General features: G+C 40.9%; 11 protein-coding genes and 2 tRNA genes. 8 read left to right on the forward strand and 5 right to left on the reverse strand.

What is annotated here, in order from left to right; translation table 11 throughout:
• Nucleotides 1-111: 111 nt before the first annotated feature.
• Nucleotides 112-1,791: a DNA repair protein RecN gene (gene recN, locus AK823_RS00345; protein ID WP_068325357.1), complete on the reverse strand. Its 1,680-nt coding sequence runs from the start codon at nucleotides 1,789-1,791 to the stop codon at nucleotides 112-114.
• Nucleotides 1,792-2,438: 647 nt separating this feature from the next.
• Here recN and AK823_RS00350 point away from each other — a divergent pair.
• Nucleotides 2,439-2,774 (forward strand): pyrimidine/purine nucleoside phosphorylase, encoded by a 336-nt coding sequence (locus tag AK823_RS00350; protein WP_068033666.1) that lies wholly within the window; start codon nucleotides 2,439-2,441, stop codon nucleotides 2,772-2,774.
• Nucleotides 2,775-2,983: 209 nt separating this feature from the next.
• Nucleotides 2,984-3,754: a 23S rRNA (guanosine(2251)-2'-O)-methyltransferase RlmB gene (gene rlmB / locus AK823_RS00355; RefSeq protein ID WP_068033668.1), complete on the forward strand. Its 771-nt coding sequence runs from the start codon at nucleotides 2,984-2,986 to the stop codon at nucleotides 3,752-3,754.
• On the opposite strand, the gene coaE is transcribed toward rlmB, so the two are convergent.
• From coaE to pilB, 4 genes are all read right to left on the reverse strand, one after another.
• A complete protein-coding gene (gene coaE / locus AK823_RS00360; protein WP_068033670.1) occupies nucleotides 3,717-4,400 on the reverse strand; it encodes a dephospho-CoA kinase in 684 nt (227 codons plus the stop codon). The genes rlmB and coaE overlap by 38 nt on opposite strands.
• A 211-nt stretch (nucleotides 4,401-4,611) precedes the next feature.
• Nucleotides 4,612-5,511 carry an A24 family peptidase gene (locus AK823_RS00365; protein ID WP_068325360.1) on the reverse strand — a complete coding sequence of 300 codons (900 nt, stop codon included), beginning with the start codon at nucleotides 5,509-5,511 and terminating at the stop codon, nucleotides 4,612-4,614.
• A 7-nt stretch (nucleotides 5,512-5,518) separates the two neighbouring features.
• Nucleotides 5,519-6,742 carry a type II secretion system F family protein gene (locus AK823_RS00370; protein ID WP_068033674.1) on the reverse strand — a complete coding sequence of 408 codons (1,224 nt, stop codon included), beginning with the start codon at nucleotides 6,740-6,742 and terminating at the stop codon, nucleotides 5,519-5,521.
• A 112-nt stretch (nucleotides 6,743-6,854) separates the two neighbouring features.
• Nucleotides 6,855-8,564: a type IV-A pilus assembly ATPase PilB gene (pilB, locus tag AK823_RS00375; RefSeq protein ID WP_068325362.1), complete on the reverse strand. Its 1,710-nt coding sequence runs from the start codon at nucleotides 8,562-8,564 to the stop codon at nucleotides 6,855-6,857.
• Between the two features lie 446 nt (nucleotides 8,565-9,010).
• On the opposite strand from pilB, the gene tpiA reads away from it, so the two are divergent.
• The 6 genes from tpiA (at nucleotide 9,011) to nusA (ending at nucleotide 13,537) form a co-directional block, all read left to right on the forward strand.
• Nucleotides 9,011-9,838, forward strand: a complete 828-nt coding sequence (gene tpiA / locus AK823_RS00380; RefSeq protein ID WP_068325365.1) for a triose-phosphate isomerase — start codon at nucleotides 9,011-9,013, stop codon at nucleotides 9,836-9,838.
• Nucleotides 9,839-10,064: 226 nt separating this feature from the next.
• A complete protein-coding gene (secG, locus tag AK823_RS00385; RefSeq protein WP_068033680.1) occupies nucleotides 10,065-10,373 on the forward strand; it encodes a preprotein translocase subunit SecG in 309 nt (102 codons plus the stop codon).
• A gap of 297 nt (nucleotides 10,374-10,670) precedes the next feature.
• Nucleotides 10,671-10,755: transfer RNA gene (locus tag AK823_RS00390), tRNA-Leu, on the forward strand.
• A 124-nt stretch (nucleotides 10,756-10,879) separates the two neighbouring features.
• A tRNA-Met gene (locus AK823_RS00395) sits at nucleotides 10,880-10,956 on the forward strand.
• Nucleotides 10,957-11,404: 448 nt separating this feature from the next.
• Nucleotides 11,405-11,905 (forward strand): ribosome maturation factor RimP, encoded by a 501-nt coding sequence (gene rimP, locus AK823_RS00400; protein WP_068033682.1) that lies wholly within the window; start codon nucleotides 11,405-11,407, stop codon nucleotides 11,903-11,905.
• A gap of 147 nt (nucleotides 11,906-12,052) precedes the next feature.
• Nucleotides 12,053-13,537, forward strand: a complete 1,485-nt coding sequence (nusA, locus tag AK823_RS00405; RefSeq protein ID WP_068033684.1) for a transcription termination factor NusA — start codon at nucleotides 12,053-12,055, stop codon at nucleotides 13,535-13,537.
• Nucleotides 13,538-13,693: the final 156 nt, after the last annotated feature.

Raw genomic sequence — 13,693 nt, forward strand, 5'->3', positions numbered from 1 at the left:
AGAAAAGCAATATAGAAAATAAACAGAAGCAAAAAACAACAGACTTGAGATGAGGATTAATTTTCTATTACCAACGTATTTATCAACAACGTATTTATTAACAATGTTTTTCTATTTTACATCGGTTAATAAACTACGTGCGTGCTCACGAGTGACATCAGTGATGTTCACACCGCCTGACATACGCGCCAGCTCATTTACCTGTGCATCTTTGGTCAAGATAATCAGCTCGCTTTGTGTCTGCTCATGATGATGCTTCTGTACTAGAATATGCTGATGCGCTTGAGCGGCGACTTGTGCTTGATGCGTAATCGCTAGTAGTTGCTGCGTTTGCCCAAGTGTACGTAGTAATTCACCGACTACTTGCGCAGTACCGCCACTAATACCGACATCAACCTCATCGAAGACCAGCATAGGCTTAGCAGCATTGTTATCAGCATTGGTTACTTGCAAGACTTGCATAACCAACGCCATACGCGACAATTCACCACCCGAGGCAATTTTATGTAGCGGCTGCATCGGCATACCAACGTTGGCACTGAATAACAGGTCGATGTCATAACAGCCTTGCGCATTATAATGATTAGGATCTGCCTTTTTGGTAAAGACAAATTCACAGCGCGCATTAGGCAGGGCAAGAGGCTGTAATTGCTTGATAAGTTGTTTACTTACAACTGGCGCCGCTTTCGAGCGTTCTTTATTTAATTGCGTAGCTAGCGCTAAATAGTCTTGCCATGCTTGCTCAATTTGCGCCGCCATTGCATCACTGCTTGGCTCATTTTCTAATTGCTCTAACTGCGCTTCCCACATTTTAGCTTCAGCGATTAAGTCGCTAGCTGGCAAGCTATGTTTGCGTGATAAGCGATGCCCTAGACTGATAAGGCTATCTAACGCTTGCAAGCGCTCAGGATCAGGTAATTGCTGTTCAGCATAATCTGAAAGCATAGCAGTCACCTCAGTGATCTGCTGTTGTGCTAGATGTAGCTGCTCAGAGGCTTGCTCAAAAGTTTGGCTGACGCTCATTTGGTTATCACACAGTTTAATCGCTTGACCTAGCAAGGTCATGACGTCTGGCTCATCAGTGTCATTATCAAGCAGGTGCAGACCGTGACTTGCCTCCGTCATCAAAGCTTCTATATTAGAAAGCTCTTCGTGCTCGGCTTCGACATCCGCATAATCGACGGCTAACAATGGTGCAATATCTGCTAGTTGGCTTTGCAAGAGCTGGATACGGTCTTGGCGCTGAGCTTCACGACTAGCAATCTCGTCCGCTTGGCGTTTTAGTCGTTGATACTGTTGGTAGCTACTAGCGGTTTGTGTTGCAAGTGGTGTAATTTGCGCCATCTCATCAAGCCATTGCACCACAAACTGCGGCTTTAGCAGCGCTTGTTGGGCATGTTGGCTATGGATATTGACGAGTAGTGCACCTAAACTTTTCAATTCTGCTAAGCTCACGGGCGTACCATTCAGCCATGCTTTTGAACGCCCACTATTGCTAAGTTGGCGTCGAATCAAGATTTCCGGCTCATCCAACGAGCGCTCATTTTGAATAAACCAATCGGCTATAATAGTGTTACTTGTCACATCAAACTGAGCATATATATCGGCATGAGCAGCACCATGTCTAACCATTGCGCTATCTGCTCGCTCACCTATACAAAGTGATAATGCATCAAGGAGTAACGACTTGCCGGCCCCTGTCTCACCGGTAATGACATTAAAGCCTTCAGCAACGCTTAGCTCATGTTCAGCAATCAGCGCAAACTGATATAAGGTTAACGATAAAAGCATTAAAGTCTCTCATGGTGGACAACTAACATTGAATAAGATCTTATAGTTAGGATCTTAATTAGGGTCAAACAGTCAGATGATATATGGTGACAACATAATTTAAATACAAATTTTTGTAGCTATTATTCGTATAAAGTCACATAAATTTTTTGGAAATTATCATCAATAATCTCAGTTAGACTAACTATAAGGCTTATGAAAAGCAACTGTGTTTAGTGCGTTATTTTGAATTAATTACATGCTTGTTTTACAACACTAAAACTTATCAATTGATATCAATATCGGTATACATAGCAGTGGTTTAAGAGTAATGGTATAAAGTTAGTTTAAATCATGAACGATATTTTCAGCAATGCTGTAACAAACTTTTTAGATATAATGTGGTAGCATAAACTCACTTAATCATAAACTTCTGCCACAGTATATACACATATTATCGTTAGGGATTTTGAGTGAATAGACACGGAAACGTTGAAGGATAAGGGTTTAGGTTATTGAACCAATAACATAATATGTTTATTTAAAAAATAACTATGTTAAAAGCAGCTGTTTTAAAATAAGCTGTGTTAGAGATGAAGGTTTAAACTGTAATGTCATAAGACACTTATTTTTTAGTTTAGCAATAATTATTTGATAAGGAAGCCACTATGTCAGCGGCACAATATACTAACGTAACGGTCAATGCTCAAGCTACAGTATCATATGATGGGCGTTGTTCAAGCCATACCATTATGTTTGAAGATGGTCGCCACAAAACATTGGGTGTCATTTTACCCTGTGATAATACTGTTGAGCGATACCATTTCAGCACCAATACTTCTGAGCGTATTGAGATTACCAGCGGCGAATGTGAAGTCAAAATTAATGGTGATGAAGAATTCAGCTATTATCGTGCTGGTCAATCATTTGTGGTTGAAGGCAATAGCAGTTTTAACCTGCGTACCGAAGAAATTGTACAATACGTCTGTCATCTAGAAGGTTAGTATTAAAGAGACAGTTAATTGTAAAGTGACACATACATAAGGTTATAACCAAGGTAGCACCATCACTTTGGTTATAATCTTTTTATTTTAACAGCGACAACAATCTATATTTACCCTTATACTCATGTTTGATAAGTTATCTATAGATATCGTAATATTCCAACTCGTATCGTACTAAGCGATATTCACTTTTTATCAGTAGGCCTATTATGGCAAAACCCAGCTATTTTTATGGTATTCATGCCATTGATGCTTTGCTTGAACATCGTCCGCTTGATGCGCTCAGTTTATTTGTGCAACAAGGTCGTGAGAGCGATAGTCATGTAAAAGCCATTATTGCGCAAGCCCAAGCAAATGGCGTCAGTATGCAACCGACGCAAAAAGACAAGCTTACTCAACTATGTGGTAGCCCGCAGCACCAAGGCGTTGTAATGCATGCTCGGCCATTAGGGTTTGCAGATGAAGGTTTGTTAGATACTATTATTGGACGCGACCAATGTTTATTATTGGTCCTCGACCAAATTACCGATGCGCACAACTTTGGCGCTTGCTTGCGTACAGCAGTAGCGATGGGTGTGGATGCGGTCATTTGTCCAAAGCATCATGCAGCAAGCTTAACACCGACGGTAGCTAAGGTGTCGGTAGGGGCAGCTGAGATGATGCCTATTATTAGTGTGACCAATCTAGCGCGTACACTTACACGCATTAAAAACGCAGGTGTATTTGTGTTCGGTACGGCACTCAATGAAGATGCTAAACCAATACACGCAGCAGATTTAACTGGAAAGACCGCTATAATTATGGGATCAGAAGGTGAAGGCATGCGCCGACTGACTACTGAAAGTTGCGACGAGCTGGTATATATTCCCATGTCGGGCAACGAGCATGGCAACCTACAGAGTCTCAATGTCAGTGTTGCTACAGGTATGGCTCTTTACGAGGTCAATCGGCAGCGTACTTTAGCTGCTGGGCAAGCTTAAGATAGTTTTGGTGTAGTGGTTCTAGTTGTTGATGTAAACTTGCTAAATCTTCTTCATTAACGACTAGATCGTCAGCATGACGATTACGCTCAGTGCGGTCAAGTTGGTTAGCCATGATGGCTTTTATCTTAATCATACTTTGCTCATCACGCAAACTTGCGCGTGCAAGCTGAGTATCTTCATCTGCATCAATAACTAAGATACGTTGGCATAAATTAGCAAGCCCTGCCTCTGCTGCCTCAATTAGTAGCGGTGCTGATAATATAATATACGGTGAGGTGCTTGCTGCCAGTTGTTTCTTCGCAGTCTCACGAATAGCGGGGTGAGTAATCTCTTCGAGTTTAATAAGGGCCGCAGGATTAGCAAATACATGTGTGCGTACAGCTGCCCGATCCATGTTACCCTCTGCGTCAACCACCCAATCCCCAAGTTTTTTCTGAATTTTGTATAAAGTGGGACTGCCTTTCGCCACTACTTCATGAGCAATCACGTCAGCATCAATGATATCAATCCCTTGTGCCGCGAACCAATCGCTAGCCGCTGATTTACCACTGCCAATACCGCCTGTTAACCCAATTACTAAGGTTTTGTTTTGCATTTTTGCTTGCTGGCGTTGAGGTATTGATTTTTTAGAGTGTATTGACATAACAGTGACTTATTTGGCTAGTAGATTAATAGAGAGAATAGTTGTTCATCTAAATATTAGATGACTCAGCTCATATGACTTAGTAAATATCGCTAACTTACTAGCTTAACGTTTATAGATAACAAGGATATGAGTGTTGGTTTACTATATTGTAATCCTATCATAAGCATGTTATCACTAAGTATTTTGCCAAAAAATTGAGATAAGCCTATTAAACGTACATATTCAAGTACCAATTAACGATGTCGGAGCCATAGAGTAATGCAACTATTCCAGCGACAGCGATATAAGGTCCAAAAGCGAAGGGTTGGCTCTCACCATGTCTTTTCATCAAGATAATACCGACGATTGAGCCAAGTAAAGACGACAGGAGGATGATTAACGGTAACATCATCGGTCCAAGCCAAGCACCTAGTACGGCTAATAGTTTGAAATCACCTTGCCCCATACCGTGTTTTTTGGTTATAAGATAGAACACCTTGACCACTATCCATAATGATAAGAACCCGAGCAATAATCCCCAAATCGATTGGGTAGGGGAGACAAACCAGCTTTGAGAATTAACCGCTAAACCAAGCCCTGCTAATGGGAAAGTCAGCCGATCAGGTAATAGCTGAGTATCAAAATCGATGCCTGTTAAGGCAATAAGCGTCCATACCAGCACAAGAGCAGACAACCCAGTAGCAGTAACACCGAATTGGTAGATAACCAATGCTGATAATAGTGCAGTGACAAGCTCCACAATAGGATAACGTGCATCGATTGCAGCGTCACAAGCAGAGCAGCGTCCACGTAGTACTAGCCAGCTTATTAACGGTATATTTTCATACCATTTAATTTTGTGCGCGCAGTGAGGGCAACGTGACGCTGGTCTACTCAAAGTGATAGGCGTATCCTTTGCAGTAACGTCCATCAGAGCTTTAGTATGCTTATGCGGCATATCTATTTGCTGAGACATAAACTGGTTACATTCTTGTCGCCAGCTATAAACCATCATTAGCGGTATACGATGAATCACTACATTCAAAAAACTACCTACACAAAGGCCTAATATCGCAAATACTATTAGCGCCAAGGTCATATTACTTTGTAATAATTCTATCAATTGCATTACTTTGCTACCCTACTACTGAGCCCATTTGGAAGATTGGTAAGTACATGGCAATGACCAAGCCACCTACTAACACACCTAATACTGCCATGATTAATGGCTCCATTAAGCTGGTCAAGCCATCAACCGCATTATCAACTTCGTTTTCATAATATACGGCTACCTTATCGAGCATCTCTTCTAAGCTACCTGATTCCTCACCGATACCAACCATTTGAATCGCTAAGCTTGGGAACAGATTAGTCGTACGCATTGAAAACTGCAACTGTTGACCAGTTGATACATCATTCTTGATTTGTTGAATGGCATTGTAAAATACCACATTGTTAGCGGCACCAGCAGTAGAGTCTAAAGCATCAATTAGAGGTACACCAGCGGCGAAGGTCGTTGATAGTGTGCGAGCGAAGCGTGCGATAACGGCTTGATAAGCAATATTGCCAAATATTGGCGCTTTTAGAGCAGCACGGTCGAGAAAGTCACGAAATTTCTTAGATCGTTTCTTGGCTTCAGAAAAGCCAGCGATAGAACCACCAATTACGATAATAAGAATAAACCACCACGTTTGCATCCAGTCCGACATGGCGACAACCATCTGGGTAAAAGCAGGTAATTCTGCGCCAAAAGATTCGAATAAACCAGAGAATACAGGAACAACTTTAATAAGCAATATGATTGTGACGATCAAGGCAACGACGATTACCGCAATAGGATATTTCATAGCTTTTTTGATTTTGGCTTTGAGTAGCTCGCTTTTTTCTTTATAGGTAGCGACACGTTCAAGCATAGTTTCAAGCGCACCTGATTGCTCACCAGAATCGACAAGAGAACAGAACAGATCGTCAAAATAGCGCGGATGCCTACGTAGCGCAGAGGCAAAAGTACCACCAGCTTCAATATCAGCTTTGATTTGTAATACCAAGTCTTTCATACTTGGGTTATCTAATGAATCAGCGACAATCTCAAATGATTGGGTCAAGGGTACCCCAGCTTTCATCATAGTGGCCAACTGACGGGCAAAAATAGCGATATCAATAGGCTTAATGGCTTTCTTCATTTTAAATAAAGGTTTGGGTTTTTTCTTAATAGTTTTAACCGTGATACCTTGTTTACGCAAAGTCGCTTTTGCAATCTCTAAACTGCGACCCGTGGTCTCACCTTTGATTTTTTGTCCACGCCGATTGACCCCGTCATAGACAAAGTCTAGTAGCATATCAGTCTTAGCCTGTGCCATATCTTTACCCTCAAGTTTTTCGTAATCTGTATGCTTTAATCAGCGTTATTTGGTAAGTGTTTTTTGAATGGTCATCGAGTAGCTTATTACAGCTACTAGTTTTCACTTGATATTATTCAGAAGTTACTCGCATCATTTCTTGAATACTAGTGACACCTTGCAGTACTTTTAAAATGCCTGAGCGTCGCAAATCACGAAAGCCATTTTTGACAGCAGCATCTTTGATATCGATCGCATTACCGTCTTCCATAATAATGCGTGAAATATCTGGGCTGACTTTCATAACCTCATAAATACCCACACGACCTTTGTAGCCTTCACGGCACTCGCTACAACCGACTGGCTCATAGATGGTACTATTTGGATCGTCGAGATCATCATCGGTAAAGCCAACCTCAAGTAAGCTCTGCCTCGGTACATCAAGCACAGTTTTGCAATTTTTGCATAAACGTCGTGCTAGTCGCTGAGCAATAACTAAGTTGACTGAGGTAGCAATATTAAAAGATGCTACGCCCATATTCCGTAATCGAGTCAAAGTTTCCGGAGCAGAGTTAGTATGGAGAGTTGACAGTACCATATGGCCGGTTTGTGCTGCCTTAATGGCAATCTCAGCGGTCTCAAGATCACGAATCTCACCAACCATGACGATGTCTGGATCTTGACGCAAAAACGATTTTAAAGCATTGGAAAAGGTCAGACCTACTTTAGCGTTGACGTTGACCTGATTGATCCCCTCAAGGTTAATTTCAACAGGATCTTCTGCTGTAGATATATTGGTCGCTCCAGTGTTCAAAATGTTGATACCTGTATATAACGATACCGTTTTACCAGAGCCTGTAGGACCAGTAATTAATAACATGCCCTGCGGTTTGTGAAGCGCTTCCAAAAACATCTCTTTTTGATCAGGCTCATAACCCAAAGCGTCGATACCAAGCATCGCCGCAGAGGGATCTAAAATACGCAGCACGACCTTTTCACCGAATAGCGTTGGCAAAGAGTTCACTCGAAAGTCAATAGCCTTATTTTTAGATAACTTAAGCTTAATACGGCCATCTTGTGGTACGCGGCGCTCTGAGATATCCATTTGTGACATGACTTTAAGACGGGCTGCGATTTTCCCTGCTAATTGCACTGGCGGATTTGCCATTTTCTCCATTACCCCGTCGACCCGAAAGCGCACGCGATAAGACTTCTCGTAAGGCTCAAAATGTAAGTCAGATGCGCCCATACGAATAGCGTCAACTAGCATCTTATTAACGAACTTTACAACGGGTGCCTCATCAATACTGTCGGTAAGAGTGGTCTCGCTGTCATCCTCTTCAGTGTCTTCAAAGCCAACATTTAAGTCGCCATCAGCGAAGTTACCAAAACTCTGCATGGTATCTGCATAGACACTATCAATACGTTTTTTGAGCTTGTCTTCTTCGACCACCACCGTTTCAACAGATAGACGCGAATTAAAAGCAATCGCATCAATCGCATCAATACGGGTAGGATCACTTAAAGCAACAAATACTCGCTGGCCGCGCTTAAAGATAGGCAGGGCATTAAATTTACGGACAATCTTTTCATCAACTAAATCTTTTGGGATGACATCGTTACTAAGCACGCTCAGATCGAAAAAGGGATCGCCAAATGATTGCGACATCAACAGGGCAAGTTGATAGGCATTGGCCATATTATGGTCTACTAAATACGAAACGAGACTGATTTGCTGTTGTTGCGACTCAGTCTGTGCTGTTTTCATGTGCGCTTCGCTAACGATACCTGCATTAGTTAGCTGCTGTGCTAAACCACCGAATGTACTGGTTGTAGTAGACACTGACTTCTCTCCTTAGTACTGCATATATGACAAATCTGTATAATTTTATTTTTAGATTTAATTTGTTTTTCAATTGAGGAACAATAAATGAAAAAAACTGCATAAAAGATAATGATTCATAATGCACGTTCTAATTTAATATACTGGTATTGAACACATGCAAGAAACATGACAATTTGTATACGTGTCTTTGAGGCCTAATAAGACTTTTGTGAAAAAGACATAAAGTAGAACGAATTGAAAAAATGTAAGGATTTCGCGATACCAAAAAGCAGATTTTTAATATTGAAGGCTTTTCTGTGATGATATAAATATATATATAGAAGAATTCACATGACATAGCATGATGATGACACTTATAGCAGCAGTTGATAAATATTTGCTATACTTGGGCGCATGTATAGTAGCCGTACTGGCAATGATGAATGACAAAAGGTAGATGAGTGATGCAGGCTTGGGTAATTGGAAATTGGAAACAAAATCCGGCAACGATCAGTGACGTCAATACGTTGTTAGAAACTTTATTAGCGGTAACTAAAAATGAAGGTGCTAGTAACAAAGCCTATTACCAGCTAATGGTAGCGCCCAGTTGTATTCATTTAGCCCATGTGAGCGCACGCTTGCAAGGTACTTCTATATTAACTGCCGCTCAAGACATTAGTGCCCATAGCGATAGTAGTGGTGCGTATACTGGTGATTGTTCAGCGCAGCAAGTCGCTGATGCAGGCGCGACATGGACGATACTAGGTCACTCTGAGCGCCGTCAATACCATCAAGAGTCTCACGAAACGCTATTGAATAAGCTTGGTAATGCGCTTAAACAAGATTTGGGTGTGGTATTTTGTATTGGCGAAACTCAGGCTCAGTATGATGGCAAGCAGACTTTCAATGTACTTGATGATCAGCTAGCAGTGATAAAAGATCTGTTTATTCAGCGTGTAGAGCATGCATCAGAGCATCGGTCTGAGCTGACTAAAGTGTTAGCTGAGCGTTTGATTATTGCCTACGAACCTGTTTGGGCCATCGGCACGGGTAAAATACCGACTGTTACTGAAGTGGAAGCCACTCATCAACACATTAAAGAAACCGTGGCTAGCTTTGATAGAGCATTGCCTGCGATTACCGTTCTATATGGTGGTAGCGTCAATGCGGATAATGCCGATAGTTTTGCAGCCAGCCCTATGATAGATGGTGCATTGGTTGGCGGTGCCTCACTAAAGGCCGAAAGCTTTATAGCGATTGCTGATGCTTTTAGTCAGGCTAAAACTAATTAATCTCTGTGATATTTAAACGTCGCATCTCTTTATTACAGATAGGTGCTATATAACAAGCACTTGTTAGTTATAAAAAGTGGGTTTAACAGTGCCCTTGCAATCGTGTACAATGCGCCTTATTTATTCTTATTATAGTTTAATCTCATTGTAGTTCTATGGTTATAGGACTAAGTATAAAGATTCAACTTTCGTTATTAGTCGTTGTTACTCGGCAAAAGAGGCCACCATGTTTACGTTTATATTAGCCCTGCATATTATCGTGGCGATTGCTATGATTGGCTTGATCTTGATACAGCATGGCAAAGGGGCAGACGCAGGAGCATCTTTTGGTGCTGGTTCTTCTGGTACTGTTTTTGGTGCAGCAGGCACGGCAAACTTTTTGACCCGTGCTACTGCCGTATTGACTGTGATTTTTTTCATAACCAGTATGACCCTTGCTGTTAATGCCCGCGAGCAGGCTGAAGACCAGTTTCGTTTAGATGCGCCTGTTTCAGCGCCGCAAACACCGCGTCCTTTAACGCAGAATCCTCAGTAATGACTTTGGTTCCAATGGTTTAAGTTCTAGCTGTTTAGGTTTAGCTGTATTATCTAGCCTAATTGTTTGAAGCCTTTTTAAGATGTAGTCACGTTGTTTGAAGTGTAATAGAGTACGGTAGATAAGCTTTTTATAGTAGTCCTTGCTATTTGGTTACGTTAGTTTTACAATGCTCGTCTGTTTTTATTAAGCTAGATTGACTTGTTACTGTCATCCTCATGGCATAGAGTTAATCATTAAAAATAAGCTGATTAGAAATAGAGCAGTAAAAGAAGTTATAGTTATAAGTAGCTATAAGCGATTGTGGTGGAATTGGTAGACACGCCATCTTGAGGGGGTGGTGGCGCAAGCTGTGGGGGTTCAAGTCCCCCCAATCGCACCAACTTTTTTTACGTCGCACAGTGTAAAGTTGATTATTATAGAAATGAGATTTTTAGTTTAAAGTTTATTTTAAATAAAGATTGACAGACCTATGAAACTAACATACAATGTGCATTCTAAATTGATGCGGGGTGGAGCAGTCTGGTAGCTCGTCGGGCTCATAACCCGAAGGTCGTTGGTTCAAATCCAGCCCCCGCTACCACTTTCAATACTGATTTTTGTACACTAAATTGTCAGTTGCAATAAGCCCACCATTATGTTTGTGGGTTTTTTTGTATCTGAGAGTCAGTGTTATCGCGGTATTTATTCTACTTATGCTAAGCTCTATGTCTATAGAGTAAGGTAATATCAGTCAATTGCGCGGTGATTCGTAAGCGACAATGCCTTTTATTTCATACTCTCTCAGTGACGATTTTGCTTTATGAGTTCTATTAGAATTCATAGTCTTAATTTGATGTCCATTATTCATATCATTTCGTAAAAATAAAACGAATACGGTAGGATATTTGGATTTACTTATAATATAGCCATATTGTTTAGATAGTAAAATATACGACGGTTATAGTGCTATTTCTAAGTGTTCCTCATAATATATATAATAAGGTTCTCTAAGCACTGTGTACAAGCAAACAGGAAAATATAAATAAATTATGAAACTTTCTACCAAAGTTGAAGAACTGACCAATATTATCGCTCCTGCGGTAGCGGCATGTGATGTGGCTTTGTGGGGCGTAGAATTTGTCCCACAAGGGCGTCGCTCTTTACTGCGCATTTATATTGAGTCATTACCTGAAGAACAAGCGCAAGATAAGCAAGTGACTATCGAAAACTGTGCAGCAGTCAATCATCAAGTGAGTGGTATTCTTGAAGTACATGATCCTATTGCTGGTGAGTATATTTTAGAGGTGTCATCGCCTGGATTTGATCGTGCATTCTTCTCAGAAGAGCAAATGCGTGATTATATCGGTCAAACGGTTAGCCTGCGCTTGATACAAGCAATAGGACAAGGCGATAAAAAACGTCGAAAGGTAACAGGCGTACTAGATAGTATGGGTACTGATTCATTAAATCTTACGGCTACTGATAATGAGCAGTTTGAGATTGCTTTTAGCAATATTGATAAAGCTAACCTAATTTTTGAAGATGCTTAATGTTGCTGCAGGTTTCTAATACGGTTATTAATAAATAAGCGTGATAGTCATAAATCGTTTAAAGCATAAATAACGTATGGTTTACTTTAGCAACATAACGTCAATACACAAATTATAAAATTTAAGTAAGTATAGGACTGGTATAGCATGAGTCGAGAAATCTTAACGGTAGTTGAAACCGTCAGTAATGAGAAAGGCCTAAATCCTGAAGATATATTTGAAGCTATAGAAGACGCTTTAGTAGTATCGACTAAGAAAAAAGTATATACCGAACAGCCTGAAGTGGCAGTACGAGTAGCTATTGACCGTACGACTGGTGATTATGATACTTATCGTTACTGGACAGTAGTTGCAGATGAAGATCATGAGATGCCAGCTTGTCAGCTTGCTATCACTGACCTTGACCAAGAAGAATGGTCAATTGGTGATGTAAAAGAAGAGCAGATTGAATCGATCGAATTTGGTCGTATCGCAGCGACTCAAGCCAAGCAAGTTATCATCCAAAAAATTCGTGAAGCTGAGCGCGCTTTAGTAGCAGACGCTTTTGAGCCGCGTATTGGTGAGATGATGTATGGCGAAGTCAAAAAGCAGACGCGTGATGGCTATATCATCGATTTAGGTGATAATGCAGAAGGTTACTTGTCACGTGATCATATGTTGCCGCGTGAGCAGCTACGTGTTAAGTCTCGTATTAATGCAATTTTATACCATGTGAACCGTGAAAATCGCGGTGCACAGTTATTATTGTCGCGTACGCATCCTGAAATGCTTTCAGCGTTAATGCAAAAAGAAGTGCCTGAGATTGCTGAGCAAATTATCGAGATTCGTAATGTTGCTCGCTTGCCGGGTACTCGTGCTAAAATATCGGTTAAGACTAACGATCATCGTATTGATCCGGTCGGTGCTTGTATTGGTATGCGTGGTACACGTATCCAAGCAGTACAACAAGAGCTTGATGGTGAACGTATTGATGTCGTTGTGTGGTCCGATGATCCAGCACAATATATTATTAGTGCGCTTGAGCCTGCGGACGTTAGTAGCATCATCTTAGATGAAGATACTCAAACAGCAGACATTATATTTAGTACCAATGATCAGCTCGCACGGGCAATTGGCTCACAAGGTCAAAACGTACGTTTAGCCTCAGAGTTAACTGGCTATAAGCTGAACATGATGCTTGAAGAAGAGTATCAGAAGCGTCAAGAAAGTGAAAGCAAAGCGTTTATTGAATTATTCTATGAGCGTTTAGAAGTAGATCAAGACTTAGCACATGCTTTAGTTGATATCGGTTTTACCAGTATCGAAGAAGTGGCTTATGTGCCGGTTGAAACTTTCTATGACATCGAAGGTCTAGACGACGAAGCGATTGATATGATTCAAGAGCGTGCTAAAGAAGTAGTCATCGCAGACGAATTAGTTAAACAACAAAACATGAAAGAGCCAAGTCAAGAATTGCAAGATCTTGAGGGTATGACAGTCAGTTGGGCCTATAAAATGGCACAAAAAGATATCATTACCGTTGATGATTTAGCTGAACAAGCAATCTTTGATTTAGAAGATATTGAAGGCTTAGATGCTGAAACAGCAGGAAAGCTCATCATGAAGGCTCGGGAATCTTGGTTCAATGAATAGGCGTTAACTGCATATCGCTGTCTTTTGGTGGTATGCTATTAATAATAAAGGGCTGATAAAAGATCATTATTTAGTGTGCTTATATAATAATTAGTTATGATAAATAACACTAGCATCAGCCTAAACGCAATCATTTGTAGCCAACAACTGAATTGA

The organism is Psychrobacter sp. P2G3, from assembly GCF_001593285.1.
GTDB lineage: Bacteria > Pseudomonadota > Gammaproteobacteria > Pseudomonadales > Moraxellaceae > Psychrobacter.